Annotated in this window: 32 protein-coding genes; 16 read left to right on the forward strand and 16 right to left on the reverse strand. The window is 69.9% G+C overall.

The features are described from left to right. Positions 1 to 2: 2 nt before the first annotated feature. The 3 genes from ykgO (at position 3) to AB0P25_RS16915 (ending at position 2,154) form a co-directional block, all read left to right on the forward strand. Positions 3 to 125, forward strand: a complete 123-nt coding sequence (gene ykgO / locus AB0P25_RS16905) for a type B 50S ribosomal protein L36 (protein ID WP_064108940.1) — start codon at positions 3 to 5, stop codon at positions 123 to 125. A gap of 125 nt (positions 126 to 250) precedes the next feature. Next, the gene (gene cls / locus AB0P25_RS16910; protein WP_363808906.1) at positions 251 to 1,723 is read left to right on the forward strand and encodes a cardiolipin synthase; all 1,473 of its coding nucleotides are present in this window, start codon (positions 251 to 253) and stop codon (positions 1,721 to 1,723) included. 26 nt (positions 1,724 to 1,749) lie between these two features. Continuing rightward, the gene (locus AB0P25_RS16915) at positions 1,750 to 2,154 is read left to right on the forward strand and encodes a VOC family protein (protein ID WP_363808907.1); all 405 of its coding nucleotides are present in this window, start codon (positions 1,750 to 1,752) and stop codon (positions 2,152 to 2,154) included. Between the two features lie 20 nt (positions 2,155 to 2,174). Here the strand turns inward: AB0P25_RS16915 and AB0P25_RS16920 are convergent, their stop codons facing one another. The 3 genes from AB0P25_RS16920 to AB0P25_RS16930 form a co-directional block, all read right to left on the reverse strand. Continuing rightward, positions 2,175 to 3,809, reverse strand: coding sequence for a SulP family inorganic anion transporter (locus AB0P25_RS16920; protein ID WP_363808908.1), 1,635 nt, complete (start codon positions 3,807 to 3,809; stop codon positions 2,175 to 2,177). Positions 3,810 to 3,936: 127 nt separating this feature from the next. Then, positions 3,937 to 5,370 carry an FAD-dependent monooxygenase gene (locus tag AB0P25_RS16925; RefSeq protein ID WP_363808910.1) on the reverse strand — a complete coding sequence of 478 codons (1,434 nt, stop codon included), beginning with the start codon at positions 5,368 to 5,370 and terminating at the stop codon, positions 3,937 to 3,939. Positions 5,371 to 5,468: 98 nt separating this feature from the next. Next, positions 5,469 to 6,065, reverse strand: coding sequence for a TetR family transcriptional regulator (locus AB0P25_RS16930; RefSeq protein ID WP_363808911.1), 597 nt, complete (start codon positions 6,063 to 6,065; stop codon positions 5,469 to 5,471). Positions 6,066 to 6,141: 76 nt separating this feature from the next. Between AB0P25_RS16930 and AB0P25_RS16935 the strand changes: the two genes are divergently transcribed. Further along, a complete protein-coding gene (locus AB0P25_RS16935) occupies positions 6,142 to 6,594 on the forward strand; it encodes an ester cyclase (protein ID WP_363808913.1) in 453 nt (150 codons plus the stop codon). A 2-nt stretch (positions 6,595 to 6,596) separates the two neighbouring features. Here AB0P25_RS16935 and AB0P25_RS16940 read toward each other — a convergent pair whose 3' ends face one another. Then, positions 6,597 to 6,899, reverse strand: a complete 303-nt coding sequence (locus AB0P25_RS16940) for a YciI-like protein (RefSeq protein ID WP_363808915.1) — start codon at positions 6,897 to 6,899, stop codon at positions 6,597 to 6,599. Between the two features lie 140 nt (positions 6,900 to 7,039). Between AB0P25_RS16940 and AB0P25_RS16945 the strand changes: the two genes are divergently transcribed. The 7 genes from AB0P25_RS16945 (at position 7,040) to AB0P25_RS16975 (ending at position 10,858) form a co-directional block, all read left to right on the forward strand. Next, on the forward strand, positions 7,040 to 7,864 hold the full coding sequence (locus tag AB0P25_RS16945) for a cytochrome c oxidase assembly protein (RefSeq protein ID WP_363808918.1): 825 nt from the start codon (positions 7,040 to 7,042) through the stop codon (positions 7,862 to 7,864). Positions 7,865 to 7,980: 116 nt separating this feature from the next. Further along, positions 7,981 to 8,313: a PadR family transcriptional regulator gene (locus tag AB0P25_RS16950; protein WP_064108947.1), complete on the forward strand. Its 333-nt coding sequence runs from the start codon at positions 7,981 to 7,983 to the stop codon at positions 8,311 to 8,313. 2 nt (positions 8,314 to 8,315) lie between these two features. Further along, a complete protein-coding gene (locus AB0P25_RS16955) occupies positions 8,316 to 8,696 on the forward strand; it encodes a DUF1048 domain-containing protein (RefSeq protein ID WP_363808920.1) in 381 nt (126 codons plus the stop codon). Further along, positions 8,693 to 9,484, forward strand: coding sequence for an ATP-binding cassette domain-containing protein (locus tag AB0P25_RS16960; RefSeq protein WP_363808921.1), 792 nt, complete (start codon positions 8,693 to 8,695; stop codon positions 9,482 to 9,484). Before AB0P25_RS16955 ends, AB0P25_RS16960 begins: the two co-directional genes overlap by 4 nt. Continuing rightward, positions 9,481 to 10,245 carry an ABC transporter permease gene (locus AB0P25_RS16965; RefSeq protein ID WP_363808922.1) on the forward strand — a complete coding sequence of 255 codons (765 nt, stop codon included), beginning with the start codon at positions 9,481 to 9,483 and terminating at the stop codon, positions 10,243 to 10,245. Before AB0P25_RS16960 ends, AB0P25_RS16965 begins: the two co-directional genes overlap by 4 nt. Positions 10,246 to 10,307: 62 nt before the next feature. Beyond that, a complete protein-coding gene (locus AB0P25_RS16970; protein WP_363808923.1) occupies positions 10,308 to 10,604 on the forward strand; it encodes a DUF4287 domain-containing protein in 297 nt (98 codons plus the stop codon). Then, a complete protein-coding gene (locus AB0P25_RS16975; RefSeq protein ID WP_363808924.1) occupies positions 10,601 to 10,858 on the forward strand; it encodes a hypothetical protein in 258 nt (85 codons plus the stop codon). The genes AB0P25_RS16970 and AB0P25_RS16975 overlap by 4 nt, the downstream gene beginning before the upstream one ends. A gap of 156 nt (positions 10,859 to 11,014) precedes the next feature. Here the strand turns inward: AB0P25_RS16975 and AB0P25_RS16980 are convergent, their stop codons facing one another. From AB0P25_RS16980 to AB0P25_RS16990, 3 genes are all read right to left on the reverse strand, one after another. Then, positions 11,015 to 11,383, reverse strand: a complete 369-nt coding sequence (locus AB0P25_RS16980; RefSeq protein WP_363808925.1) for a YciI family protein — start codon at positions 11,381 to 11,383, stop codon at positions 11,015 to 11,017. A gap of 74 nt (positions 11,384 to 11,457) precedes the next feature. Further along, positions 11,458 to 12,201, reverse strand: a complete 744-nt coding sequence (locus AB0P25_RS16985) for a methyltransferase domain-containing protein (protein WP_363808927.1) — start codon at positions 12,199 to 12,201, stop codon at positions 11,458 to 11,460. A gap of 26 nt (positions 12,202 to 12,227) precedes the next feature. Next, positions 12,228 to 14,144 carry a diguanylate cyclase gene (locus tag AB0P25_RS16990; RefSeq protein ID WP_363808929.1) on the reverse strand — a complete coding sequence of 639 codons (1,917 nt, stop codon included), beginning with the start codon at positions 14,142 to 14,144 and terminating at the stop codon, positions 12,228 to 12,230. A 126-nt stretch (positions 14,145 to 14,270) separates the two neighbouring features. On the opposite strand from AB0P25_RS16990, the gene AB0P25_RS16995 reads away from it, so the two are divergent. Then, positions 14,271 to 14,531: a hypothetical protein gene (locus AB0P25_RS16995; RefSeq protein ID WP_363808930.1), complete on the forward strand. Its 261-nt coding sequence runs from the start codon at positions 14,271 to 14,273 to the stop codon at positions 14,529 to 14,531. Positions 14,532 to 14,554: 23 nt separating this feature from the next. Here AB0P25_RS16995 and AB0P25_RS17000 read toward each other — a convergent pair whose 3' ends face one another. Continuing rightward, positions 14,555 to 14,944 (reverse strand): RidA family protein, encoded by a 390-nt coding sequence (locus tag AB0P25_RS17000; RefSeq protein ID WP_363808932.1) that lies wholly within the window; start codon positions 14,942 to 14,944, stop codon positions 14,555 to 14,557. A gap of 18 nt (positions 14,945 to 14,962) precedes the next feature. Here AB0P25_RS17000 and AB0P25_RS17005 point away from each other — a divergent pair, with 18 nt between their 5' ends. Beyond that, the gene (locus tag AB0P25_RS17005) at positions 14,963 to 15,088 is read left to right on the forward strand and encodes a hypothetical protein (RefSeq protein WP_363808934.1); all 126 of its coding nucleotides are present in this window, start codon (positions 14,963 to 14,965) and stop codon (positions 15,086 to 15,088) included. Positions 15,089 to 15,227: 139 nt separating this feature from the next. Further along, positions 15,228 to 15,716: an FBP domain-containing protein gene (locus AB0P25_RS17010; RefSeq protein WP_363808935.1), complete on the forward strand. Its 489-nt coding sequence runs from the start codon at positions 15,228 to 15,230 to the stop codon at positions 15,714 to 15,716. Positions 15,717 to 15,741: 25 nt separating this feature from the next. Here the strand turns inward: AB0P25_RS17010 and AB0P25_RS17015 are convergent, their stop codons facing one another. After that, positions 15,742 to 16,584, reverse strand: coding sequence for a class II glutamine amidotransferase (locus tag AB0P25_RS17015; protein ID WP_363808937.1), 843 nt, complete (start codon positions 16,582 to 16,584; stop codon positions 15,742 to 15,744). A 98-nt stretch (positions 16,585 to 16,682) separates the two neighbouring features. Then, complete coding sequence (locus AB0P25_RS17020; protein WP_363808938.1) at positions 16,683 to 17,351, reverse strand: Type 1 glutamine amidotransferase-like domain-containing protein; 669 nt, start codon at positions 17,349 to 17,351, stop codon at positions 16,683 to 16,685. 86 nt (positions 17,352 to 17,437) lie between these two features. On the opposite strand from AB0P25_RS17020, the gene AB0P25_RS17025 reads away from it, so the two are divergent. Next, entirely contained in the window at positions 17,438 to 17,662 is a 225-nt protein-coding gene (locus tag AB0P25_RS17025; protein ID WP_363808940.1) for a hypothetical protein, read from the forward strand. Between the two features lie 32 nt (positions 17,663 to 17,694). Here the strand turns inward: AB0P25_RS17025 and AB0P25_RS17030 are convergent, their stop codons facing one another. The 6 genes from AB0P25_RS17030 to AB0P25_RS17055 form a co-directional block, all read right to left on the reverse strand. Further along, positions 17,695 to 18,237, reverse strand: a complete 543-nt coding sequence (locus tag AB0P25_RS17030) for a universal stress protein (RefSeq protein ID WP_363808943.1) — start codon at positions 18,235 to 18,237, stop codon at positions 17,695 to 17,697. Then, the gene (locus AB0P25_RS17035) at positions 18,237 to 18,665 is read right to left on the reverse strand and encodes a VOC family protein (protein WP_363808945.1); all 429 of its coding nucleotides are present in this window, start codon (positions 18,663 to 18,665) and stop codon (positions 18,237 to 18,239) included. The genes AB0P25_RS17030 and AB0P25_RS17035 overlap by 1 nt, the downstream gene beginning before the upstream one ends. A 115-nt stretch (positions 18,666 to 18,780) precedes the next feature. After that, positions 18,781 to 19,848, reverse strand: a complete 1,068-nt coding sequence (locus AB0P25_RS17040; protein ID WP_363808947.1) for a zinc-ribbon domain-containing protein — start codon at positions 19,846 to 19,848, stop codon at positions 18,781 to 18,783. 121 nt (positions 19,849 to 19,969) lie between these two features. Continuing rightward, positions 19,970 to 20,725: a methyltransferase gene (locus tag AB0P25_RS17045; RefSeq protein WP_363808949.1), complete on the reverse strand. Its 756-nt coding sequence runs from the start codon at positions 20,723 to 20,725 to the stop codon at positions 19,970 to 19,972. Between the two features lie 107 nt (positions 20,726 to 20,832). After that, entirely contained in the window at positions 20,833 to 23,112 is a 2,280-nt protein-coding gene (locus AB0P25_RS17050) for a glycoside hydrolase family 3 C-terminal domain-containing protein (protein WP_363808950.1), read from the reverse strand. Positions 23,113 to 23,135: 23 nt separating this feature from the next. Then, positions 23,136 to 24,425 carry an MFS transporter gene (locus tag AB0P25_RS17055; protein ID WP_363808952.1) on the reverse strand — a complete coding sequence of 430 codons (1,290 nt, stop codon included), beginning with the start codon at positions 24,423 to 24,425 and terminating at the stop codon, positions 23,136 to 23,138. A 99-nt stretch (positions 24,426 to 24,524) separates the two neighbouring features. Here AB0P25_RS17055 and AB0P25_RS17060 point away from each other — a divergent pair, with 99 nt between their 5' ends. Beyond that, complete coding sequence (locus AB0P25_RS17060; RefSeq protein WP_363808953.1) at positions 24,525 to 25,136, forward strand: TetR family transcriptional regulator; 612 nt, start codon at positions 24,525 to 24,527, stop codon at positions 25,134 to 25,136. Positions 25,137 to 25,236 lie beyond the last annotated feature (100 nt).

Here is a 25,236-nt window from a genome sequence, read left to right on the forward strand (position 1 = left end):
CCATGAAGGTTCGCAACTCGTTGAGCTCGCTCAAGTCGATGCCCGGAGCGCAGGTCGTGCGCCGCCGGGGCCGCACGTTCATCATCAACAAGAAGAACCCGCGGATGAAGGCCCGCCAGGGCTGAGCGGCACGCGGTCAGAAGGGCGCAGGGTCATCGACCCTGCGCCCTTCGTCGTGCAACCGCCGCCTTCCCGAGGTGTGCGCTCGCCTGGCATACTCCGACCACCATCGGCACGGGAAGGCGGTCGCATGAACCCGGAGCAGTTCCCCATCCTCGGCGGCATCCTGATCCTCGCCGACCTGGTCATCCGCATCGCCGCTCTCATCATCGTGCCGCGCGACCGTAAACCCACGGCGGCCATGGCGTGGCTGCTCGCCATCTTCCTCATCCCGTTCGTCGGCATCGTCCTCTTCCTGCTGATCGGCAACGTGCGGCTGCCGAGGAAGCGGCGCGACAAGCAGAACGAGCTCAACCGCATCATCACCGACCGCGCGGAGGGCATCCCGCCTCTCGGCGACCGCGGCGGCTTCCCGGAGTGGTTCGCCTCGCTCACGCGCCAGAACCGCGAGAACGGAGCCCTGCCGGCGGTCGCGGGCAACACGGCCACCCTGATCGGCGACTACCGATCGTCGATCGACGCGATGACCGCCGATATCGAGACCGCCAGGACCTTCGTGCACGTCGAGTTCTTCATCGTGTCCTGGGATGCGACGACGAAGCCCTTCTTCGCCGCAATGGAGCGGGCGGTGCAGCGGGGCGTGACCGTGCGGCTCCTCGCCGACTACGTCGCCTCCCGGCGCGCGGTCGACAGCGAGAAGACCTTCGCCGAGCTCGACCGCATCGGCGTGAAGTGGAGCTGGATGCTCCCCGTCCGGCCGTTCTCCGGCGAATACCAGCGGCCGGATCTGCGCAACCACCGGAAGCTCGTCGTCGTCGACGGACTCGTCGCGCACATGGGGTCGCAGAACCTCATCGACCGCAGCTACAACACCCCCAAGAATCTGAAGCGCGGACTCCAATGGCAGGAGCTGATGGCCCGGATCACCGGGCCGGTGGTCGCCGAGACCAACGCCGTCTTCCTCTCCGACTGGTACCTGGAGACCGGCGAACTGCTCGGCGCGGACGCCCAGGTTCCCGCGGTGGACGTGCCCGCCGATCCCTCCGACGACGCGCTCGTCTGCCAGGTGGTCCCGAGCGGCCCCGGCTACGAGGGCGAGAACAACCTCCGCCAGTTCCTCACACTCGTCACGTCGGCGCAGCGGAAGGTGATCATCACCAGCCCGTACTTCGTGCCCGACGAGGCGATGATGTACGCCATCACCTCCGCGTGTCAGCGCGGTCTGGACGTGCAGCTCTTCGTCTCGGAGATCGGCGACCAGGGGGCGGTGTGGCACGCGCAGCGGTCGTACTACGAGCCGCTGCTCCGCGCGGGCGTGCAGATCTGGCTCTACCCTGCGCCGTTCATCCTGCACTCGAAGCACGTGTCCATCGACGACGACGTCGCCGTGATCGGGTCGAGCAACATGGACATCCGGTCCTTCGCGCTGAACTCCGAAGTGACCCTCCTGGCCTATGGCCGCTCGTTCGTCGAGCAGATGCGGGCCGTGGAGCAGGGGTACCGGGATGCGGGCCGGCAGTTGACGCTCGAGGAGTGGCTGCGCGAGCCGCGGTCGGCGACGTTCCTCGATGGCGTCGCCCGGCTCACGTCGGCGCTCCAGTAGGGCAGCGCTCCCCTAGACTCGCTCGCATGGCCCTCGTCGACCACCTCGGAATGACCGTCGCAGATCTGCCGTCCGCCATCGCCCAATTCGATCCTGTGCTCACCGCACTCGGGTACTCGCGCAACGACGCCGAGGGGTCGGTCTCGTGGGACTGCGGCACCGAGACCGAGCTGATCCTGTTCCCCGAGCGCGAGCCGGGCTCGGGGCCGCACCGCCATGGACGCGTCGGCTGGCAGCACCTCGCGTTCGACATCGCCACGCCGGACGAAGTCGACCGGCTTCACGCGATCGCTCTCGCGGCGGGATGGACGTCGGTACGGGACCCGAAGCCCTACCCGCGGTTCAACGAGCGGTACTACGCGGCGTTCGTCGAGGACGACAACGGCATCCGCTTCGAGTTCGCGTACAACCCGCCGCGCACGGGGGCGTGACCGCGGTCGCCCAGCACGCGTCAGCGTGCGTCCTGATCGGTTCGCAAGGCAGCCAGTGCCGCACGGTTCGTGTCGAAGACGCGCACGCCGTCCAGCAGCCGGAAGTGCTCCAGGCGTTCGAGGATGTCCGGACGCGCTCGACTGACCGACAGATCCGCGCCGCGCTCCTCCAGCTGGCGGCGCATGACTCGCCAGGATGCGGCACCGGTGACATCCACGTCGGTCACCGCCTCGAGGTCCAGGACGAGGTGCGCGGCACCTGAGGCCGTCATCGCGTTCCTGATCGCCTCCTCGAACGTCCCGCCGTTGGCGAAGAACAGCGGTGCCGCGAGGCGGATCACGACGACGCCGGGCGCCGTCGACTCCCCCGCGGGGGCCGCCTCCAGCAGCGACGCGTGCGGGTCGCCGTTGGCCGTGAGGACGTCGATGGGCGGGTTGGCCGCACGGCGCACGACGTTCACCACCGAGAGCACGAACGCGATCGAGATCCCGGCGATCGGCCCGATGACGGCCGAGGTGAGGAAGCACACGGCTGCGATCGCGAACTCGAAGCGGTCCTCCCGCCACAACGAGACGAGCTCTCCGATGCCGAGCAGCGGGAAGACGGCCACCGCCACGATCGCACCGATCGCGGCCGAGGGGATGGACTCCAGCAGCCCCGTCCCGAAGAGGAGGAGCAGGAGAGCCGCGAGGGCCGCGACGACCGAGGGCAGTTGCGTCCGGGATCCGGCTTGATCCATCGCCGCCGTGCGGGACACTGACGAGCCGATCGAGTACCCGCCGCTGAGGCCGGCCCCGATGTTCGCCACTCCAAACGCGAACAGATCCCGGTTGGGACGGGTCGTGTAGCCGCGCCGTTGCGCGTAGGCCCGTGAGACCAGCAGCCCCTCCCCGATCGTCACGACGGTCAGCGCAGCCGCCGAGGGGATCAGTTGGATCCACTGCGCGAGGGAGACGGACGGCCAGCCGAACTGCGGCGGCCCCGCCTGCACCGGACCGAGCACGGCGACGTCCGGCATGGCCGGACCGGCCAGCTTCACGACGACCGTGGCGACGATCAGGACCACCAGCGCCCACGGCACCACCGCTGCGATTCTGCGACCGATCAGCAGGATGGCGAGCGAGCCGAGCGAGATGAGCACGGCCCACCCGTTCGACGACGGAAGTCCGGTGGCGAGCCCGACGAGCTTGTCGACGAACTCACCGCCCGGCTGGAGCCTCACACCGAGCATCCTGGCGACCTGGGACAGCAGGATGTCGAGGGCAAGACCGCCGACGAATCCGACCAGGATCGGCTTGGACAGGAAGTCGGCCAGGAACCCGAGCTTGAGGAACGCGCAGAGCAGGAAGAGAACACCGCTGAGGATCGCCTGCGCGAAAGCGAGCGCGAGGTATCCCGAGCTTCCCGCCACCGCGAGACCGCCGAGAGATGCGGCGATCAGCGCCGATCCGGCAGCATCCGGCGAGGCGACGACCTGACGGGAGGAGACGATCAGCGCGTACAGGATCGAGGGCACGACCATGGAGTACAACCCGACCACGGGAGGCAACCCGGCGATCTGCGCGTATCCGATGTTCAGCGGCACGGCGATCGCCAGGAGGGTGACCCCCGCGAGAACTTCCCTGACGAGGTTCTTCCGGTTCACCCCTGCCATCGGGCGTAGACGCAGGGACGACCTCGGGTCCATACGACCTGCACCTCCCGCGCCACACGTGACGGATGGCGCCGAGGATACTGCCGTCACGCGTCCGGCGACTAGCAGGCTCCGGACCGGGACAGGGTCATCGCCCGTCCGGCGCGCCGAACCACCGGAGGAGCGCCGCGTGGAGTCCGTCGGCATCCTCCCCCAGCCACACCACGTGCCCGTCGGGCCGCAGCAGCAGCGCGGGTGCGGGCAGTTCGTCCGCCGACCCCGTGACGACGTCGACGCGGCCGGCCCAGCCGTCCGCCGACAGCGCGCCGGTGCCGTCGAGCAGCATCCCGCGGCCGTCGCGCAGGCGCTCGTACAGGCGGCCGTCGCCGAGAGGCAGATCCCGCAGGCGGCTCCCGAGCAAACGCGGCCCCTCTCCGACGTCGTAGCGGATGGCGGTGCCCGCGACCTTCTCGGCCAGGAACGTCGTCACGTCGTCGAACTCCATCAGCTCGGCCAGCACCCGGCGCACGGCCTGCGGGCCGGGCTCCGGCGACGTGAGCACCGCCTGCGCGCGTGTGGACGTGAGCACCCCCTCGGCGACGGGATGACGCTCCGAGCCGTAGGTGTCCAGCAATCCCGCGGGCGCCCATCCCGCCACCTCTGCGGCGAGCTTCCAGCCGAGGTTCACCGCGTCCTGGATGCCGAGGTTGAGGCCCTGCCCGCCGAGAGGCGGATGCACGTGCGCGGCATCGCCCGCCAGCAGCACCCGGCCCTCCCGGTACCGCTCCGCCAGCCGAGTGGCGTCGGTGAAGCGGGTGAGCGAGCGCGGTGAGTGAACGCCGAAGTCGGTCCCGGTGACTTCTTGCAGCCGCGCGGCGAACTCCTCGAGCGTCGGCGCCACCGTCCGGTCGTCGGCGACGGCGGCGGCCGGAACGACCGCGCGGACCAGCCCGTCGGCGGTGGGACCGATCCCGAAGCCGCGCTCCGTCTGACGGATCCGGGCGGTCACGGCGGCCATCTCGTCGGGTGAGGCGGTCGCCTGCACCTCGCCGAGCATCCACTCGATGTGTGCGGGCTCGCCCGGGAAGCCGATGCCGGCGAGCTTCCGGATGAGGCTGCGGCCGCCGTCCGCACCGACCAGCCAGCCTCCCCGCTCGGTCGAGCCGTCGGCGAGGGACACGGTCACGTCCTCGCCGTCCTGCTCGAAGCCGACCACCTCGGCGCCCCGACGCACCTCGGCGCCCAGCTCGACGGCATGGTCGAACAGGATGCGGTCGGTGACCGGCTGCGGGATGCCGAGCACGTAGGCCTGCGAGCTGTCCAGGTGCACGGGATGCGGGCTCGGGATCCCCGCGAAGTGTCCGATGGCCTGCGGATACGGCGTGCCGACGTCGAGGAACCGGTCGAGCAGCCCGCGCATGTCGAGTATTTCGATGCTCCGCGGATGCAGGCCCAGCGAACGGACCAGCGGCGTCGGCTCGGGGTCGCGCTCCAGCACCAGGACGTCGACGCCATGGAGGCGCAACTCGGCCGCCAACATCGCTCCCGTGGGGCCTCCACCGCTGATGATCACGTCGTGCACATCGCTCCTCTCGTTCCGCGGAGCGACCATTCTGGTGCCTCACCGGGGCCTTGCAGCAAGACCCCACCCGGCGGGTATCCTGGAAATGCGGGAGGGGATCAGAGCAGCTGCGCCGTGAGGACCCCGTGCAGCCAGCGCTCGAACCGCTCCGGCGTCCACCCCGACGCCACCACGAGCTCCTGATAGACGCCGGTGGCCGCCATCGCGCGGTAGACGGACTGCGCCTCCCCCACCGGCACGGCGAGGATCGGCTCGACGGATGCGATGAGGTTGTCCATCACGCGGTTCCGTCCGCGCAGCTTCGACCGCAGCAGCTCCTGCGTCTCGCGGTCCTCGTCCTGTGCCGCGTCGAGGATGCGGACCACGTCGAAGTCGGTCGAGTACAGCACGGTCAGCCAGTGGGCGGCGCCGGCGAGCCGGGCCAGCGGGTCCGCCTCCCCGAGCACCGCCCTCGCGAGCTCCCGTGCGCGTGCCCGTTCGAGCCAGCGCTCGCAGATCTGGTTGAGGATTTCGCGCTTGGCGCCGAAGGCGGCGTAAACCGTGCGCGTGGCGACCCCGGCCTCCCGCGCGATCGCCTCGATGCTCGTGACCGCATAGCCATCGCGTGCGAACAGGCGCTGCGCCGCCCACGCGATCCGCTGGCGCGTCTCGAGCGCCTGCTCCTGACGGTATGTGCTCTTGACCTCCGCGTCCACGCGAGTGATACTACCGGTGTATTCAGTGCAGTGTCACTGCATCGAGTACAGCGACAATGCAGACGAAGGAGTCATCATGATCATCGAGCGAGCGGACACCACCGCTCTGCACATCGTCGAACGCATGCTCGACGAGGGGTTCTCCGGCGGCCGTCTCGAGGTCGTCGACGAGCTCTGCTCCCCGGACATCGTGGAGCACCAGTTCGGGATGTCCGGCACGGGACCCGAGGCCATCCAGTACATCAAGAAGTGCATGTCCGACGTGCACACCGCGTTCCCCGACCTGCGCTTCACCGTGCAGGACTCGGTGCAGCGAGGCGACACGGTCTGGGTGCGCGCCGAAGGCGTCGGGACCAACACCGGCCCATTCGCCGGGCCGCCCACCGGGCTCCCGATGCGGCTCACCGTGTTCGACGTGGCGCGCGTGCGCGACGGGCGCATCGTCGAGCACTGGGGCGTGCCCGACCGGTTCGAGATCCTGGTGCGGCTGGGGCGCATCCCCGCCGGGGCGGTCCCGTCGGCGGCGTGACGCTAGGGGCGGACGGGCGCGGTCGCCGTCTCCCCCAGCGCCGTCTTCCATTCGCGGACCGTCCAGGCGGTGACGAGACCCTGGGCGACGTACGGGTCGGCGGCGGCGAAGCGCTCGGCGGCGCCGACGGCGTCGTCGCCCTGGAAGATGAGCAGCCCGTCGAACGGTCCGTCGCCGAGCACGCCGCCGAGGAGCAGTTCGCCACGCTCCACGGCCTCCCAGCCGAGGGCCAGGTGCGCGGGCCGCAGCGCCTCGCGGGCCGTCAGGTAGTCGTCGGCGTACGTGTACTGGAGAGCGGCGTGCATGCCTCCAGCCTAGGAGCATCCAGCGACGGCACAGAACGGCCGGAGGAGGATGCGGGGGTCCCGACATCCGAACGGAGCCGACCACGCCACCCCTCGCCGTCCTCCTCAGCACCTGGTCGTTCGATCCCGCCGCAGCGGCCGTGCTCGTCGCGGCAGCGGCGCTCTACCTCGGCGGCGTTCTCCGGCTCCGCGGCCGCGGCCACCGCTGGCCCGCTCGGCTGACCGCCGCGTTCCTCCTGCTCGGCCTCGGGTCGTACGCCGCGGTCTCGTTCGGCTTCCTCGGCGCGGAGAGCGCCGACCTGCGATGGGCATTCACCACGCGGATCGCCCTGCTGCTGTTCGTCGTGCCGGCGCTGGTCAGCCTCGGCCGCCCGGTGGCGCTCGCGCGGGTGGCGCTGGGCGCGGTCGGCCGCCGTCGCACCGATCGGGTCATGCGTTCCCGAGCGGTTCGTATCGTCGGCAGCGCCGCCTTCGCGCCCGTGTTCGCCTGTGCGGTGTTCCTGGTCTTCCTGACGCCGGTCGCAGCGATCCTGCGCGACTCCCCCTGGTCGGAGTGGACGATCTCGGCGCTGACGCCGCTCGCCGGCCTCCTGCTCGTCCTGCCGATCGCGGCGCACTCCGTGCTGCGCACCGGCTTCTTCGTCACCGTGGAATTCCTGCTCGCGTTCGTCGAACTGGTGCTGGACGCGATCCCCGGGCTGCTGCTGCGGCTGAACGACGGCATCCTCGACCACGCCCCGGCGATCGCCGGCCGTCTGCCGTTCTGGTTCCCCACTCCCCTGCACGACCAGCACCTGTCGGGCGACCTGCTCTGGTTCATCGCCGAGCTCGCCGATGTGCCGGTGCTCGTCATCCTGTTCGTGCGCTGGATGCGCCTCGACCGGCACGAGAGCCGGCGCCTCGACGAGCTGAGCGACGAGGAGATGGCCGAGCTGACGCGGCGTCATCTGGAGGGCCGGAGGTAGTCGTCGCCTTCTGATCCGTTCAGGAGGAGAAAGTTTGCTATTCGGTATTGCTAAGTACCGGTACTCAGTGTTACTTTCTACCAGTAGTCAACATCACTGAGTAGGAGGTGACCCCGATGGCCAGCCAGATGACGGAGATGCTGAAGGGCACTCTCGAGGGCATGGTGCTCGCGATCCTCGCGGACCGGCCCGCATACGGGTACGAGATCACGACACGGCTGCGCGACCAGGGCTTCACCGATCTCGTCGAGGGCACGGTCTACGCGCTGCTGGTCCGCATCGAGCAGCGGGGCTTCGTGGACGTCGAGAAGGTGCCGTCCGAGAAGGGTCCGCCGCGCAAGGTCTTCTCGCTCAACACGCAGGGGCGCGAACAGCTCGCAGAGTTCTGGAGGACGTGGAGCTTCCTCGCGGAACGGATCGAACAGCTCCACACCGAAGGGAACGACTGATCATGGCAGCGAAGTGGATCGAGGCCCTCACCGGGTCGCTCGAGCAGAAGAAGCAGTACCGGCAGTACGTCGCGCGACGTGATGCGCTCCCTGAGCCCTACCGCTCGGCCGCGAAGGCCTTCCACCGGTACTTCATGTACCAGGGCATCCTCGTCGACGGCGACGTGCTCATCACCATGCTGAACGACTTCGCGGACCTGTGGGAGCGCGCGGCCGCCGACGGAACGCCCATCCACGAGATCGCGGGCGACGACCCCGCCGAGTTCGCGGAGACGTTCGCCGAGGCCTACACGGGCAAGCGCTGGACCGACAAGGAGCGCGAACGTCTCGCCTCGGCGGTGGCCGAGGCCGAGAGAGAACAAGAGAAGGGGGAACGATCATGACCGCCACCACACTCGACCCGGCCATCCGGGTGCAGGGCATCACCAAGTCCTTCAAGGAGCTGGAGGTGCTGCGCGGCGTCGACTTCGACGTCGCCGCCGGCAGCATCTTCGCCCTCCTCGGCTCCAACGGAGCCGGCAAGACCACCCTCGTCCGCATCCTCGCCACCCTCCTGGAGGCGGACGGCGGCAGCGCCAGCGTGCAGGGCTTCGACGTGGCGTCGGCTCCGGCCGACGTGCGCCGCTCGCTCAGCCTGACCGGGCAGTTCGCGGCCGTCGACGAGGTGCTGACCGGACGGGAGAACCTCGTGCTGGTCGCGAAGCTCCGGCACCTGAAGGACCCGGGCCAGGTGGCCGACCGGATGCTCGCCCGCTTCTCGCTCAGCGACGCGGGTGACCGCAAGGCGGGCACCTACTCCGGCGGCATGCGACGCCGGCTCGACATCGCGATGAGCCTGATCGGCGACCCGCCGGTCATCTTCCTCGACGAGCCGACCACCGGCCTCGACCCGCAGGCGCGCATCGAGGTGTGGGACACCGTGCGCGAGCTGGCCCGCACCGGCACGACCGTGCTGCTCACCACGCAGTACCTCGACGAGGCCGAGCAACTGGCCGACCGGATCGCGATCCTGCACAAGGGCACCATCATCCAGAACGGCACCCTCGCCGAGCTGAAGAAACTCCTCCCCGCGGTCACGGTCGAGTACGTGGAGAAGCAGCCGACGCTCGAAGAGGTCTTCCTGGCCCTCGTCGGCGACGGCGACACGGCGAACGAAAGGAGCGAACGATGAGCACCTACGTCCTCAGCGACACGCGCACCCTCACCGGGCGGTCGCTGCGCCACATCCTCCGCAGCCCGGACACGATCATCACCACCGCGATCACGCCGATCGCCCTGATGCTGCTGTTCGTGTACGTGCTCGGCGGAGCGATCCGGATCGGCACCGGCCAGTCGTACATCGACTACATGCTGCCGGGCATCCTTCTCATCACCATCGCGTCGGGTATCGCCTACACCGCATACCGGCTGTTCCTCGACCTGCAGGGCGGGATCTTCGAGCGCTTCCAGTCGATGCCGATCGCCCGGTCGTCGGTGCTGTGGGCGCACGTGCTCACCTCGCTCGTCGCGAACGTGGTCTCGGTCGCGCTGGTGATCGGCGTCGCGCTGATCATGGGCTTCCGCACCGGCGCTTCGGTCGGGGCATGGCTCGCGGTCGCGGGCATCCTCATCCTGTTCACGCTGGCCCTCACCTGGATCGCGGTGATCGCGGGACTGTCGGCCAAGACGGTGGACGGGGCGAGTGCGTTCAGCTACCCGCTGATCTTCCTGCCCTTCATCAGCTCGGCCTTCGTGCCGACGGAGTCCATGCCGGCGCCGGTCGCCTGGTTCGCCGAGAACCAGCCGGTCACCTCGATCGTGAACACGATGCGGGCGCTGTTCGCCGGGCAGCCGGTGGGCACCGAAATCTGGATCGCGCTCGCCTGGCTGGTCGGGATCCTCGTGGTCGCCTACGCCTTCGCGATCGCGAAGTACCGTCGCAAGTTCAACTGAGCACCACGCCCACGCCGCCCGTCTCCCCCTGGAGGCGGGCGGCGTCGCGTACGCTCGGCGCTATGTCATTCCAGGCGTACTTGGACACCATCGAGAAGAAGACCGGACTCACCCCGCGGCAGCTCGTCGACATCGCGCACGAGCGGGGACTCGACGCGCCCAGCGTGAAAGCGGGCGAGATCCTCGCCTGGCTGAAGGACGACTACGACCTCGGACGCGGGCATGGGATGGCGCTGGTGCACGTCATCCAGAAGGGCCCGACGATCAGCACGAAGCACGTCGGCACGGACGGCGTGCACCGCGACGAGTCGGAGACCCTGTGGCTCGACGGCGTCGCGACCAAGCCGGCGAACCCGTGACGCAGTACCGCGCGGTGTTCGACGCTGAGGTGACGTTCTCGAACGACGGCGGCCTGCAGGCGCAGGGCTTCCGCGTCGACGTGCCGGGACCGGATGTCACCGAAGACGAGATCGGCCGCCTGTTCGTCACCTCCCTCGACCTGCTGATGACCGAGACGGTGACCGTACACGATGTGCGGATCATCGAGGAGCCGCACAAGGGGCCGCGCAGAGGTCCCAGCGACCCCCGCGCGTTTGGCCCCGTCAATTCTTGACGGTTTCGGTCCTCCGAATTGAGGACACGGTCACTCCCCCGCTAGCGTGATGGAGGCCCGGGGATGCCGGACCCGACGCGGACACGAATTCGCTGGCGAAGACGTCTCAACCCGACGCGAACGGATCGGCATCCCGGGGGAACCACCCTCGCTCCCCTAGCTGGTCTTGTCGCTGTGATCGACCAGCGGCTGCACCTGCACTCCGCTGTGATCGTGCCGCGCCTCCGCCAGCCCGGACGCCAGTTCGACCGCGGTCTCGCGGTCCGGGACGTCGATCAGGTAGAACCCGCCGACGACCTCCTTCGCCTCGGTGAACGGCCCGTCGACCGCGACCGGCTCGCCGCCGTCGCCGCGCCGGACGGTCACGGCCGTCCGCGAGCCCTGCAGCTCTCCGGAGGCGCGGATCGCATCTCCTGCCTTCTGCCAGAACGCGCCGTGCGCGGCGTCGATCTCCGCTCTCTCCTCCGCGGTCATGCTGCTCCAGCGCTCTTCGTCGCCCTGGATGAGGATGATGTACTCGGTCATGGTCAAGCCTCCTGTCTCGCATCATCTCGTGCTGATGCGTCGAACGGGAACCGCCCGGATCGACACGACCGGCGTCAGCGGACGGGCTCGAGCACCAGGAGCGGCGTCAGATAGTGCTCGGTGACCGCGCCGCCCAGCTCGTCGACCGCCCTCGCGGCCTCCCGCGCTTCCGCGGCGGTCCAGTCGCTGAACGTCGTGAACAGGTCGCGCACGTCGTCCGCGTCGAGGTCGATGCTCCAGGCGAACTCGTCGGAATGGACAGTGCGGAACAGCCCGCCGGTCTCGAGGGCCCGGGCCCAGCTCGCCGTGTCGGTCTCGTCCGGCTGCCGGCGGGGTGGCGCGTCCCGTGCGTCGACGATCCGCTGGACGCGCTCGCGGAACGGCCCGGGAGGCACCGACGGATCGCCGTAGGCGGTGCGCCACACCGCGAGCCGGCCGTCGGTCGCGAGGGTGCGATGCAGCTTCGGTAGGACGACGTGCAGGTCGAACCAGTGCACGGCTGTCGCGATCGTCACGAGATCGAACGACCCGTCCGGGAACGACACCTCCTCCGCCGTGGCGCGGATCACCTCCACGTCCGGAAGCGTCGACTGCAGCCGCGCGGCCAGGGCGCGGCCCGGCTCGACCGCCGTCACCTCCATCCCGGCATCGACCAGGATGCGCGTCGCCTGTCCGCTCCCGGCGCCGAGGTCGAGCGCACGGGCGCCGGCCCGCAGCAGCCCGAGGGCGGCGAGACGGTCGGTCAGCGCCGTCGGGTACGGCGGGCGGGCGCTGTCGTACAGGTCGGCATGCCGGTCGAAGTGCGTCGGATCGGGCATGTCCCGAACGCTACGCCCTCGACCCCTCAGAGCGAGACGCGGTTGCGGCCGGTGTTCTTGGCGCGGTACATCGCCGCGTCCGCCGCATCAAGCAGCTGCTTCGCCGTCAGCCCGGGCTCGATGGTGATGACGCCGCAGGAGGCCGTGACGGTCATGAGCCCGCGAGCCGTCTGGATGGGCTCGGCGATGTCGCGCACCAGGCGGGCGGCGAAGCGCTCTCCGTCCTCCTGCGTCGCGCCGCCGCTGAGCACGACGAACTCGTCGCCCGCCAGCCGCGAGATCACGTCGGACGAGCGGCTGTCGCGGGTGAGCCGGTCGGCGATCGCCCGCAGGACCGCATCGCCCGTCTCGTGCCCGTGCCGGTCGTTGATCGACTTGAAGCCGTCGAGGTCGAGGAACAGCAGGACGCCGCCCTCCCCGGCGGTGACGGTCTTCTCGAGCTCGTGCTCGAAGGAGCGGCGGTTGTGCAGGCCTGTCAGGTGGTCGATCAGCGCGAGCTGGGCGAGGTGCGCCTCGCGGCGGCGGTCGAGCGCCCGGGCGAGGTCACGGCCGAGCTCGCGCGACTCCTCGACGACGGAACCCCACGGCAGCGCGGTTCCCGCGACGCTCTGCTTCCACTCGGAGAACGACCGGCGCGGAGACAGCGCGTCGTCGCGGTTGGCGGCGGTCTGATCCCCGAGCCAGCGGATGACGCGTGTCACCTCGTGCCGGAAGAACAGCAGGACGCCGTGGGCGCCGACGGGAACGACCATCAGGCCGGCGAAGCCCGGCATGAGAACGCTGAGCGCCGGGTGCGTGCGTGCCAGCTCGTTCGTCGCCAACGGTTCGGTGCCCGCGGCCGACAGCAGCAGGCTGCGGTCGGTGAGCGGCACGGCGCCGACGCTGCGGCTGACGCCGTCCAGGGCGAGGATGGCGCCGTCGGCGCCCACCAGCCGGCACAGCTCGGCGCCGCTGTCGACGAGCGTCATCAGCGGGTCGTCGGAGGACGGGACCCCTGCCAGCACGGTTGCCCGCTGCTCCCGGATGCTGAGGTCGCGGCGCAGCTGCGCGATCGACTCGAGCGCGCCGAGCTGCAGGGTGAGCTGCGTCGCCAGCACCTCGAGCGCGCGGCGCAACAGGATCGGCATCCGGCGCTCGGTGCGGTGCGCGCAGGTGATCATGCCGACCAGCCGGTCCTCCTGGATGAGCGAGAACGACACCGTCGACGCCTGTCCCATGTTGCGCATGAACTGGAGGTGGTGCGGCGACACCGCGCGCAGCTCTGCGCTGCTCAGGTCGAGCGGCGGCGAGTCGACCACCGAGACCAGCGGCGTCCCGAGGTCGTCCGTGCTGACGATCTGGCGCGAGAGCTTGGTCAGGTAGAGCGAGCGGGCCTGCTGCGGGATATCGGACGCCGGGAAGTGAAGTCCGCGGTACGACTCCATGTCGGGCTCTGACGCCTCGCCGGCGACCTCGCCGTGGCCGTCCTCGAAGAAGCGGTACACCATCACCCGGTCGAAGCCGCTGATGCGCTTGACCTCCTCCGCGGCAGCCTGCCGGAGCTCGTCGGCGCCGGCCAGCAGGCCGAGAGAGCGGATCGCGCCGACGACGGAGGCGGACGGCAGTTCGGGTGCGGTGTCGGCGGGCTCCAGCTCGATGATCACCTGACCGCCCTGGCGGTGGGTCACGGCGTCGAACGACTCGTCACCGATCTCGACCCGGATGGGGTCCCCGTGGGTCTCGGCGGTGACGCTCCACTCCAGCGTCGGGCTGTTCAGCTCCGAGACCGAGCGTCCGAGCCAGCGTCCGGCGTTCTCGCTGACGGTGACGATCTCGTACGTTGCGATGTCGACGACGAAGAGCATCCCGAACGACTGGATGCGGCCGGGCGTCCTGATCGGTTCTTTGACGCATTCCTGGAGCCGTCGGAGCTCGGCCGGGTCGAGCCCTATTTGTCCATCCACCACTTGACCCTAATGCACGTTCTCCGGTTAACCTACGCGTCCGTTATCCGAAAAGCGCACTTTCTGCCACTTCGCGCACACCCCGTCCGGGTGGATGATGCGAACCAGAACTCGAAGGAGGACCCCATGGCCGACGCATACGAGGAAGACGCGGCGCCGCGCGACGGCGAGTACCCGGACGACGCCGGGTACCCGGACGGCGAAGGCACGCTCGACGAGGGCACCGGCGCGTACCGTGACGGATCGTCGGGTGACGACGCTTTTCCCGTCGGCCCCTCGGGCGACGAGGCGGCCGACGACGGCGGCCGGGACGACACGGGCGCCGAGGGCGAGGCCGTGGTGGAAGAGCTCACCGAGTTCGACGGGCCCGACGACCGGGACGAATAGGTCCTTGCCGGCGCCGGCGGGCGTCAGCTGGGAACGGACGCCACGGCGTCGATCTCGACCAGTGCACCCGGGCGCGCCGGAGACACGGCGAGCACCGTGACGGCGGTGCGATGGTCGCCCCACACGGTCCGGGTCGCACCGTAGGCGGCGGTCGGATCGATGCCGGGCGCGAGGTGGATGGTCAGCTTGACCACATGCTCCGGCCCGCTGCCGGCGGCCGAGAGCACCGCGAGCAGATTCCGCAGTGCCTGCTCGGTCTGCGCCTGCAAGCCCTCGAGGAGTTCGCCCTCGGCATCCACGCCGTTCTGGCCGCCCACGAAGAGCAGCGGGCCGGGCGGCGCGATCATCCCCTGCGCGAACGCCGGGCTGCGGAAGAGCTCCGGCGGGTCGACGGGGGTCGGTCCTGCGGTCATGGCGCGTCCTTTCTCCTTGTGCGGCCCACTCTCGCGCCGACCACCGACATCCCGGCGCGTTACAGTGGAGAGGTGAACCCGCTCATCTCGCAGCCCGTCGGGCGTCTGGAGGTCGTCGGCGCGCTCAGCGCCGGCGCGAGATAGCGCTGTCCCCTCTCCGGTGATCCCGCGCGCTTCGGCGTGCGTTCCGCCGCGCGCATCCGCACGCTCCCGTGCGCCCGCGGCGTCTCCCGCGGCCGGTGTCCGGCCGTGCTCGACCGACCTCCGATAGACAGGTTCATCCATGATCCCCCTGACCGAGAATCAGATCCGCTCCTCCTTCGTCAACGCGTCCCAGCGCGAACGCAAGGAGGCCACCCTCCCCGACCTGGCGCAGCTGCGCTTCGACGACCTCGACTACCTGGGCTGGCGCGACCGCAAGCAGCCGGCCCTCGGATACGTCGTGGCGGTCGTCGACGGCGAGCCCGTCGGCGTGCTGCTGCGGCTGGCCGACGGACGCGTCCGCTCCCGTCCGCAGTGCTCCTGGTGCGAGGACGTGCACCTCCCCAACGACGTCGTCTTCTTCATCGCGAAGCGGGCGGGTAAGGCGGGCCGCAACGGCAACACCCTCGGCACGCTGGTCTGTGCCGACTTCCAGTGCTCGGCGAATGTCCGCAAGCGCCCGCCGACCGCCTACGTGGGGTTCGACGTCGAGGCCGCGCGGCAGCAGCGGATCGACGCGCTGCGCGAGCACGTCGACGCGTTCGTCCGCCGGGTGATGGACGGCGACTGACGACGATCCTGCGGGAGGCGGCCGCTCATGCCGCCTCCCGCAGGAAGTCCTGGTGCCGGTAGCCGTCGTCGTCGAGGATGGCGACCGTCGACTCCTCCAGCTCCACGAACGCGCCCGGGATGTCTGTGAGCGGCTCGGAGACCACGACCTTGGCTTTCGCGCCGAACACGTCGAGCCGTGCGGCGTCCGGGTAGAGCTCCCGCAACTCGGGGATCGCCGTCGAGTGGAACAGGGTCCGGCTCTTGTGCGCGGTGGAGTAGCGGAAGGCCCACAGCGTGCGGCCGTCCGAAACGGCGACCGTGCCCTGCATCGGATACTCGATGCCCGCCTTCCTCCCCTCCTCCTCGACGCGCCGGATCGCGCGGCCGAGCCCGCCGATCGGGTCGTCCTGCAGCCCCTCGGTCAGGGCGAGGTAGAACAGCACCTCGGAGTCCGTCGTCCCGTGGATGAGCGGGTACAGCGACGGGTCCACCGCGAAGGCGAGCTCGCGCTTCGTCTTCGCGAAGCCGTCGAGGAATCCGTTGTGCATGAACAGCCAGTTCTCGTAGCGGAACGGGTGGCAGTTGCTCTGCTGGATGGGCGGACCGGCGGCCGCGCGGACGTGGCCGAAGAACAGCGGGCTGCTGATGGCGTTGGTGAGTTCGCGCAGGTTCTCGTCATGCCAGGCCGGCTCGATGCTGTGGAAGAGGGACGGCGTGGCACCCTGCACCGGGTCGCCGCCGTACCAGCCGAGCCCGAAGCCGTCGCCGTTCACGGTCTCGTTGCCGAGCGGCGAGTTGAGGGACTGGGCGACCAGCGAGTGCTTCGTGTCCAGGATGAGTTCGGCGGGCTTCAACGGCTCCCCCGAGTATGCGAGCCAACGGCACATGACTTTCCTCCCCGAGGTTCCGGATGGGTCCGGATGCGGACGGCCGCACGATAACCCGCGGCGGGGCATGGCGGGAATACAGAGAACCGGCGGCGTGCTCAGCCCTCGAAGCGCTCCCAGTGCCCCTCGCTGATGACCTCGACGCGGTCGTCGGCCACGGCGATCGCCGTCTCGTCGTCGATGGCGTAGGACGTGCCCGGGATGCGCTCCGCCCAGCGACGCGCTGCCTCGAGGGTGTTCTCCGACCAACCAGGGTGGTCGAGGTGGGGGAAGATCGAGAAATCGACCAGCCCGAGCGTGTCATCCGGGCCGTCCGGCTGCCAGTCCAGGAACTCCCGGCCGACCCGCGGGGTCATCACCATGCTTCCCGCGCTGACGCCCACCCAGACGGTGTCGGGTAGCTCGGGAAGCAGGTCGGCGAGACCCGACCGCTGCATCCAGGTGCTGAGGTAGCGGGCTTCGCCGCCGTCCACCAGGAGCACGTCGGCATCGCGTACCCACGTCATCCAGCGCTCCTCGGCGATGCTCGAAAGCGCTGTCAGTTCGAGCACACCGACGGACTTCCAGCCCAGTCCGACCAGACGGGCGCCGGGGTCGCCCTCGGAGGTCGATCTCCACACGGTCTGCGGGCTGCACGCGGGCTGACCCCACTGCGCGGTGGGGATGAACAGGGCGTCGCTCTCGCCGATCGGCTTGCCCAGCAGCCCGATCAGCGCATTGCGGATGCTCCGGTTGGTCACGCCGCCCGAGGTCAGCAGCAGTCTCATACGTCTCTCCGACTCATCCATCACTCCTTCGTCCGGGGGCTGTCAAGGCCTGGCCGCAGAACCAGCGGTCCACTTCACTTGGATGCATGAAGACGCACACGGTCTTCCTCCGGCAGGGGCTGGAGGTGGCGGAGATCTCGGACCACGAGTGGCGGATCAGCGACGCCGAGGCCGCTGCGCTCGGGGCGCCGGCCGTCGTGGGCTTCATCCTCCAGCTGGACGGCATGTTCGAGGTCACGCAGATCGGGCGCCCGGGCCGCCGCACCTACTACCGCTCGTTCGACGCGGCGCTGCACGAGCTGCACGGCTGATCGCCGCTCCCTCCGGTCAGCAGGCCGTCGCGTCACGCGATCGTCGGTGTGGCGAGGTCCTTGGCCGTCACCGGGACCACCACCACGGGCGTCCGCTGATCGTGCGTCAGCCGCGCTCCCACCGACCCCGCCAGCCAGTTCTCCAGCGTGTTCGAGAATCCCCGTCGGTGCGTGCCGACCACGATGAGCCGCGCTTCGGTCTCGGCTGCCAGCCGGCCGAGCGCCTTGGCGGGGTCGCCGGCGAGCAGCCGCACCGACCATCCACTCGGCGCGGGGTCGACATCGGCCAGCGCCGTCTCGATCGCGGACGTGAGCGCCAGCACGGCCTCGCCTTCCCCTGCGCCGACCTCGGTCGGATGCAGCGACTCCTCGGCGACCTCGCCCGGCTTGTCCCACTCGGTGAGGTAGCTGTCCTCCGAGACATACGCGCACAGCAATGGCCTGCCCAGCTCCGCCGCGAGCCGCGCCGCCTCCGTCAGCACCGCGCGCGACTGACCGCGGTGCACCCCGACGATCACCGGACGGCTCGGAGTGCCCGCGTTCTCCTCCGAGGCGGTGTCGCCCTCGGCGGCCATCAGCCGTCCGACTCCCGCGGCGTTCCCGCGATGTTCACCAGCCACTGCACGCCGAATCGGTCGATCACCATGCCGAAGCTGTCTCCCCACGGCGCCTTGTTGAGCGGTTCGAGGACGGTGCCGCCCTCGACCAGCTTCTCCCAGTAGCCGGTGAGCTCCGCCTCGTCGTCGCCGCTCAGCGAGATGGAGATGTTCGAGCCCTCCTGGAGGTCCATGTGCGCCGGGACATCCGCCGCCATGAGGGTGAAGCCGCTCGGCGACGTGAGCTGCGAGTGCATGATCAGGTCGTTGTCCGCCGGGTCTTGCGCCATCTGGTACTCGGCGAAGGTGCTGCGCTGCACCTCCCCGCCGAAGACCGACTGGTAGAAGTCCATCGCCTCGCGCGCGGACGCGCGGAAGTTGAGGTAGGGGTTCAGGATCGACGGCATGGTGTCCTCCTCGTGAGAGCTCGTGGATGCCCGTTCGCCGCCCAGCGTAGCGAGCGGTCCGGGCGCGTCACCAGAGCGCAGAAAGCGGGAAAAGCATGCGAACGGTCGGGCTCGTTCAGCGCCGGTACGCCGCGACGAAGAGCTCGCCGCGGATCTCACCCAGCCGCCCGATGATGCGGTCGACGAGTGCGTCGGTCACGCCGCCGGCCGTGACGTCGAACGGCCCGATCGGCTGCAGCTTGCCGCACCGCACCCGGACGACCTCCCAGCCCACGGCACGCAGGAGCCGGTCCTTCCGGCGGTCCGACTCCTCGCGCGGACCGACGTGTTCGAGCCCGTGCCGCCCGGTCGTGTCGTACTCGATCGCCACCTTCAGTTCGGGGATGAGGATGTCGGGCCAGACCTCGAGATGCGCGTAGAACGGCTTGGCGACCCGCACGGCGTTTGCGTCGAGCGAGACGTCGAGCCGCGCGGCGAGCCGTCGCTTCAGCTCCGGCTCGGCGGCGGACGCGGGAACCGGCGCCCAGCGGCTGACGAACGCCTCCCCCACCGCGACACGATCCGCTCCCCCGCGCGCGTGCCGGCAGATCGGGCACCGACGCCCGCCGAGGATGCGCTCGATCGTCGCCTGGTACGTGGGATGCCCGTGCTCGCACTGCCACGAGAACTTTCCCGCCGTGCTGTTCGCCGCCGACACCGCCACCCGCGAACCGGGCGCCGCCATGGTCACCAGCTGCTCGCGTGTGAGTGTCTCACGGTCGAGCCGCCTGCAGAGATAGCAGCGGTCGTCGGCCGGATCGTTCTCGATCCGCCGCAGGTCCCGAGCGTGCCCGCACAGGTGGAGTCCGGCATCCGGCTCCGGCACCTTCACGGCTTTCGGCGCGGCCGCCTCCGCGCACTGCGGGCACCACACCGACCGACGGCGCGTCCCGCCCGGCCGCGACCGCTGCTCCTCCGGCGTCGCCACGAAGAGATGACCCGAATCGCATTGCCAGACCAGGTACACGTCGGCCGCGGGCGGGATCTGTGTCAGCGTGATCCCGTGATTGAGATCCGGATGGTACTGCCGCACGAGAACGGGATACCGCTCCCAGTCGGTGCGGTACCGCCCGATCGGGTACGGCACCGCCGCGCCCTTCGACCACTGACGGCGCGCCCACCACTGCTCGACGCTCTCGGCCACCGCAACCTCGCTCTCCGCGCCAGCCTACGTTCGCCCACCGACATCCGCCCCCAACGAGTGCACGAAGAATGCACGCGACACGCCGCCGCGACGTGCACTCTTCGCGTACTCGATGGTGGGGTCAGAGCACGAACGGGATGATCGCCCGGCGCTCGGGCGGGTAGTCCGGGAAGGTCGAGCGATACCAGCGGTGGTTGGACACGGCCCTGGGAGCGAGGTTCGCTGCGGTGTAGAGCGCGAACGCGAGGCCGGCGAGCGACCAGGTCGCGACCGCCCAACCCGTCCACTCGACGATCTCGCCGAGGTAGTTCGGGCTCGACACGTAGCGGAAACCGCCGCCGTACGGGATGCGGTACCCGCCGCTGCCGTCGCCGCGGAGCCGCCGCAGGGTCCGGTCCGACCGCATGTTCAGTGCCAGGCCGCCCGCGAACAGCGCCACGCCGATCCAGAACCGCGGGTCCGCGAGCCAGGCGGCCGGGTATGCGCCGTACTCCGAGATCCATCGCGCGTTGACCCACGCGTTGAGCAGGTTGAACAGGATGGCCAGCAGCATCACGAGCACCGGCATCCGGGACCCCGAACGCATCAGGAACGGGTACACGAACGCGCGGTACACGTAGTGGACCTGCCAGAGCAGCAGGAACAGCAGCGGGACGAGCTCGAAGCGGTGCTCCCCCAGCATGTAGAACGCGAGGAACAGGACGGACGCGGGCGCCTCCATCACCACCCACCCGACGCGCGCCGGGACCGTCGGCCCCCATCCGCTGCGCCCGTGCCGCCCGCCGTACGGGGCGACCACGAACAGCAGCGCGACGAAGGTCACGGCGGCGAGCAGCAGCTCGGCGTAGACGAACCAGCGGTACGGTCCCTGGGGCATGCCGTCAGGGTAGCGGCAGGGTTCTCGTCATGTTCGTTACCTCGGTCGCAGGATCCCTCGGCGCTGGGATCGCGGCATCGCTCCGCGCTGCCCTGAGCTCCACCGCGCTACTGCTGGGGCGCGTTGGCCGCCGCGAGCAGCCCGTCGATCATCTCCGGCGTGACCGACCCGCCGGCCATCATGCCGATACGTCCGATCGGGAACGAGCCCATCATCTTGTCCATGGACACGCCCTCCGGCATGATCGCCGACGCCCCTTCGAGCATCTGCGACATCCCGGCCAGCGCCTGCTGCACCAGCGGACCTGCGACGGGATGCGCCAGCACCTCTGCGAGCGACGACTCGCGAGTCAGCGGCAGCCGGACCTCGTCGCCGGCCACCGCGACGGTCGTCGACGTCCGCAGATCACGGCTGGAGGAACCGACCTCGACCACGTAGTCGCCGCCCTCGACGATCCACCGCTCGGCGCGGACGTCCCAGTACGCGAGGTCCGCGCGACGGAGAACGATCGCGACTTCGCGCGACTCCCCCGGTGCGAGCTCCACGGACGCGAAGCCCTTCAGCTCGCGCGGCGCGCGCTGTACCGTCGACCCGGGCAGCGAGACGTACGCCTGCACCACCTCGCGGCCGACGCGCTCGCCGGTGTTCGTGACCGTCAGGCGCACCTCCACGTCGCCGTCCGCGGTCGTCGACGCGGTCGCGTCCCCGTATCCGAAGGTCGTGTACGACAGCCCGTGCCCGAACGGGAACGCCACCTCCATGCGCCGGGCGTCGTACCAGCGGTAGCCCACGAAGATTCCCTCGCCGTAGCGGACGTGCCCCTCCTCCCCGGGGAAGTTGAGGAACGCAGGCGTGTCCTCCAGTCGCAGCGGGACCGTCTCGGTGAGCTTGCCGGACGGGGTGACGGCGCCGAACAGCACGTCGGCGGTCGCCGAGCCGCCGGCCTGCCCGAGCAGCCACGCCTCCACGATCGCCGGGACGGACGCGGCGAACGGGAGGGCGACCACGCCGCCGTTCGACAGCACGACGACCGTGCAAGGGTTCACGGCGACGACCGCGTCGATGAGCGCGACCTGGTCGGCCGGCAGGTCGATGTCCTCCCGGTCGTAGCCCTCCGACTCCAGGCGCGCAGGAAGCCCCGCGAACACGACCGCGACCGAGGCGCGGGATGCGGCGGCGACGGCTTCGTCGCGCAGGCGCGCCGTCTCATCGTCGGCGACGTCCAGCGCGAGCGAGAAGCCCGGCGCGTAGGACGCCTGCGGCGCGACCGCGCGGATGGAGGTGAGCGCGTCATCCAATCGGGTCGGGTGGATCATCGACGAGCCCGCGCCCTGGTACCGCGGCTTCTCCGCGAAGGCGCCGATCACGGCGATCGACTGGTCGTCGCGCAGCGGGAGGAGCGGCGCGCCGTCCACCTCGTCGTTCTTCAGCAGCACGATCGAGCGCGAGGCGGCCTCGCGGGCGAGCGCGTGGTGCGCGTCGACGTCGAGCGGTCCCTCGACGCGCGGGGTGGCGGCCCAGCGGACGGCGAGGTCGGCGTTGCGCTGCGCGGACGCGTCGAGCACCGCCTCGTCGAGCGTGCCGTCCTGCACGGCCGCGACGATCTGCGCGTCGGTGATCCCTCCCGTGCCCGGCATCTCCAGGTCGAGCCCGGCGCGGAGAGCGGAGACGCGGTCGTTCACCGCACCCCAGTCCGAGACCACCAGCCCCTCGAAGCCCCACTCGTCGCGCAGCACGTCGGTGAGCAGCCACGGGTTCTCCGAAGCGAACACCCCGTTGATGCGGTTGTAGGAGCACATCACCGTGTGCGGCTGGGCGTCCTCGACCACCCGCTGGAACGCGCGCAGGTAGATCTCGCGCAGGGGACGCGGGTCGACGTCGGAGGAGGACCGCATCCGGTCGTCCTCCTGGTTGTTGGCCGCGAAGTGCTTGAGCGACGCGCCGACGCCTTGCGACTGGATGCCGCGCACGAGCCCCGCGCCGAGGACGCCGGAGACGACCGGGTCCTCGCTGAGGTATTCGAAGTTGCGGCCGCACAGCGGGGACCGCTTGATGTTGATGCCCGGGCCGAGGATGACGGCGACGTCCTCGATGGACGACTCGACGCCGAGGGCGGTGCCGACGCGTTCGGCGAGCTCCACATCCCACGAGGAGCCGAGGGCCACCGCCGGCGGGAAGCAGGTGGCCGGGACGCTGTCGCCGATCCCGAGGTGATCGCCGCCCTCCCGCTGCTTGCGCAGTCCATGCGGTCCGTCGGTGAGCATCACGGACGGGATATCGCCGACCGCCTTGGTGCGCCAGAAGCTCTCGCCGCTGGTCAGCGCCGCTTTCTCCTCGACGGTGAGGCCGGTGAGGTCGGCGCGCGGGTCTGTCGTGGTGTCGGTCATGGGGTTCCTTTCGGTGGTAATGGTCAGCGGGTCGCCTTGATGGGCCACACGGCCAGCGCGCCCAGGATGCCGAGGACGATCGCGATCGGGAAGAGCGCGGCGTAGCCGAAGGCGAGGACGATGGCGCCGGCGAGGCCGGGCGCGAGGGTCTGCGGGAGGGTGGCGGCGATGTTCACGACGCCGAGGTCCTTCGCGAAGGACTTCGCCGACGGCAGCACCTCGCTCATCAGCGCGGTGTCGACGGCCTGGAACATCCCGAAGCCGAAGCCGGAGAGGACGGTCATGATGATCCAGGCGTTCACATCCGGCCAGATCCACGGCAGCAGGAAGCCGAGGCTGACGACCGCGGCGGAGGCGAAGACGAACGGCTTGCGGCGTCCGAACCGGTCGGACAGCGGGCCGGAGACGACCGTCGAGATGATGATCCCGACGAGACTGAGCAGGCCGAGCAGCGGGATGAGCCGCTCCGGGTGGTCGACGTGGAAGTAGTCGGTGAGCAGGAAGAGCTGGAAGCCGGTCACGGCGAAGTAGCCGGTGTAGAGGAGCAGCCGGCCGGTGAACGCCCAGAAGAAGTCAGGATGCGCGATCGGGTTCACCCAGAACGTCTTGAGGAACTGGACGAACGTGAACGGCTCCCGCTCGAGGCGGGTGCTCGGGTAGTCCGGGTTGAACAGCACGAACAGGCTCAGCACGACGAGCGAGAAGACGGCGAAGAACACGTAGCCGACCGTGAGGCTGTTGAAGAAGAGCGACCCGACGATCTGACCGCCCAGAGCGCCCACCATCAGGCCGATGCCGGACAGCGCGGCGAAGGTGCCGCGGCGCTTGAGCGGGACGCGGTCGGGCATGATCGCGGTCAGCGGACCCTGAGCGAAGTTGTAGCTGATCTGCACCAGCGTCCACGCGATCACGACGCCGACCAGCGAGTTCGCGAAGGCGAGCCCGATGAGGGAGAGTCCGCCGGCGAGCGAGCCGATCACGATCCACGGCGCGCGTCTCCCGAAGCGGGACCGCGTCCGGTCGGAGATCTGGCCGGCGATCGGCTGGGCGATCATCGCCGCGAACGCACCGATCGTGGCCGCGATCGTCAGGTTGGCGACCTTGTCCTGTTCGCCGAACAGCATGGTGATCTGCTGCGGGAGCAGGATGCCCGGCAGCGCTCCCCAGATCAGGTAGATACCGAGGTTGGCCGGGATGATCCACACCATCAGGCGGCGGAGCCCTCTGATCGGCGCGGGCGGGTCGTCGTTCCCTGCGGCGGTGCCGACGAAGGTGTTGGTCGTGACGGGTGGGACGGAGGTGTCTGACGTCATTGTCGCGGGGGTCCTCTCACCATCCACCGTGGATGGTGGGAAAACCATACGTCACTCGGTTTTGGAAAAGCAAGCGTCGTTCGGGTTTATGCTCGGGGCATGGCACGACGGGGCGCGTACGCGAAGGGTGTGGCCAAGCGGGAGGAGATCCTGGAGGCCGCGCTCGAAGTCATCGCGCGCGAGGGCTGGCACGGCGCGTCCGTGAAGGAGCTGGCCGAGGCCGTCGGGCTGTCGCAGGCCGGGCTGCTGCACTACTTCGGCAGCAAGGACGAGCTGTTCACGGCCATCCTGCGCAAGCGGGACGAGGTCGACTCGCGGCGGTTCGGCGGCATCGACGAGAATCCGGGCATCGAGCGGATGCGGGAGGGCTTCGTCGGGATCGTCCGGCACAACGCGGAGGTCCCCGGCCTAGTGCAGCTGTTCTCGCGGATGGCGGTGGAGGCCGGCGACGAGACGCATCCCGCCCACGCGTACTTCGTCGAGCGCAGCGAGGCCCTGCGGCGGATGTTCGCCCGCGCGCTGGCCCAGCGGCAGGAGGCCGGCGAGCTCCCGGAAGGCGTCGACCCGGAGACGCTGGCGCGCATCGTCCAGGCGGTCTCCGACGGCATGCAGCTGCAGTGGCTGCAAGACCCGTCAGTGGACATGGCCGCGACCGTGGATGCAGTCTTCACGCTGCTGGCCGCCCATTCCCCCGCAGCGCGCGACATCTAGTTGCCGCAACACGCCGTTATCGCCGTGGCCATAACGGCGTGTTGCGACCACTAGATGAGGGATGCGGTGATGGTGGGCCCTGCCTCGCGGCTCAGCATCG

Source organism: Leifsonia sp. NPDC077715, from assembly GCF_040686855.1.
GTDB lineage: Bacteria > Actinomycetota > Actinomycetes > Actinomycetales > Microbacteriaceae > Leifsonia.

What these genes read in the sequence shown, in the direction of transcription:
- ykgO (WP_064108940.1), top strand. Translation starts at nt 3, where the DNA reads ATGAAGGTTCGCAACTCGTTGAGCTCGCTCAAGTCGATGCCCGGAGCG.
- cls (WP_363808906.1), top strand. Translation starts at nt 251, where the DNA reads ATGAACCCGGAGCAGTTCCCCATCCTCGGCGGCATCCTGATCCTCGCC.
- AB0P25_RS16915 (WP_363808907.1), top strand. Translation starts at nt 1,750, where the DNA reads ATGGCCCTCGTCGACCACCTCGGAATGACCGTCGCAGATCTGCCGTCC.
- AB0P25_RS16920 (WP_363808908.1), bottom strand. Translation starts at nt 3,809, where the DNA reads ATGGCAGGGGTGAACCGGAAGAACCTCGTCAGGGAAGTTCTCGCGGGG.
- AB0P25_RS16935 (WP_363808913.1), top strand. Translation starts at nt 6,142, where the DNA reads ATGATCATCGAGCGAGCGGACACCACCGCTCTGCACATCGTCGAACGC.
- AB0P25_RS16940 (WP_363808915.1), bottom strand. Translation starts at nt 6,899, where the DNA reads ATGCACGCCGCTCTCCAGTACACGTACGCCGACGACTACCTGACGGCC.
- AB0P25_RS16950 (WP_064108947.1), top strand. Translation starts at nt 7,981, where the DNA reads ATGGCCAGCCAGATGACGGAGATGCTGAAGGGCACTCTCGAGGGCATG.
- AB0P25_RS16955 (WP_363808920.1), top strand. Translation starts at nt 8,316, where the DNA reads ATGGCAGCGAAGTGGATCGAGGCCCTCACCGGGTCGCTCGAGCAGAAG.
- AB0P25_RS16960 (WP_363808921.1), top strand. Translation starts at nt 8,693, where the DNA reads ATGACCGCCACCACACTCGACCCGGCCATCCGGGTGCAGGGCATCACC.
- AB0P25_RS16965 (WP_363808922.1), top strand. Translation starts at nt 9,481, where the DNA reads ATGAGCACCTACGTCCTCAGCGACACGCGCACCCTCACCGGGCGGTCG.
- AB0P25_RS16970 (WP_363808923.1), top strand. Translation starts at nt 10,308, where the DNA reads ATGTCATTCCAGGCGTACTTGGACACCATCGAGAAGAAGACCGGACTC.
- AB0P25_RS16980 (WP_363808925.1), bottom strand. Translation starts at nt 11,383, where the DNA reads ATGACCGAGTACATCATCCTCATCCAGGGCGACGAAGAGCGCTGGAGC.
- AB0P25_RS16985 (WP_363808927.1), bottom strand. Translation starts at nt 12,201, where the DNA reads ATGCCCGATCCGACGCACTTCGACCGGCATGCCGACCTGTACGACAGC.
- AB0P25_RS16995 (WP_363808930.1), top strand. Translation starts at nt 14,271, where the DNA reads ATGGCCGACGCATACGAGGAAGACGCGGCGCCGCGCGACGGCGAGTAC.
- AB0P25_RS17000 (WP_363808932.1), bottom strand. Translation starts at nt 14,944, where the DNA reads ATGACCGCAGGACCGACCCCCGTCGACCCGCCGGAGCTCTTCCGCAGC.
- AB0P25_RS17010 (WP_363808935.1), top strand. Translation starts at nt 15,228, where the DNA reads ATGATCCCCCTGACCGAGAATCAGATCCGCTCCTCCTTCGTCAACGCG.
- AB0P25_RS17015 (WP_363808937.1), bottom strand. Translation starts at nt 16,584, where the DNA reads ATGTGCCGTTGGCTCGCATACTCGGGGGAGCCGTTGAAGCCCGCCGAA.
- AB0P25_RS17020 (WP_363808938.1), bottom strand. Translation starts at nt 17,351, where the DNA reads ATGAGACTGCTGCTGACCTCGGGCGGCGTGACCAACCGGAGCATCCGC.
- AB0P25_RS17025 (WP_363808940.1), top strand. Translation starts at nt 17,438, where the DNA reads ATGAAGACGCACACGGTCTTCCTCCGGCAGGGGCTGGAGGTGGCGGAG.
- AB0P25_RS17030 (WP_363808943.1), bottom strand. Translation starts at nt 18,237, where the DNA reads ATGGCCGCCGAGGGCGACACCGCCTCGGAGGAGAACGCGGGCACTCCG.
- AB0P25_RS17035 (WP_363808945.1), bottom strand. Translation starts at nt 18,665, where the DNA reads ATGCCGTCGATCCTGAACCCCTACCTCAACTTCCGCGCGTCCGCGCGC.
- AB0P25_RS17045 (WP_363808949.1), bottom strand. Translation starts at nt 20,725, where the DNA reads ATGCCCCAGGGACCGTACCGCTGGTTCGTCTACGCCGAGCTGCTGCTC.
- AB0P25_RS17050 (WP_363808950.1), bottom strand. Translation starts at nt 23,112, where the DNA reads ATGACCGACACCACGACAGACCCGCGCGCCGACCTCACCGGCCTCACC.
- AB0P25_RS17055 (WP_363808952.1), bottom strand. Translation starts at nt 24,425, where the DNA reads ATGACGTCAGACACCTCCGTCCCACCCGTCACGACCAACACCTTCGTC.
- AB0P25_RS17060 (WP_363808953.1), top strand. Translation starts at nt 24,525, where the DNA reads ATGGCACGACGGGGCGCGTACGCGAAGGGTGTGGCCAAGCGGGAGGAG.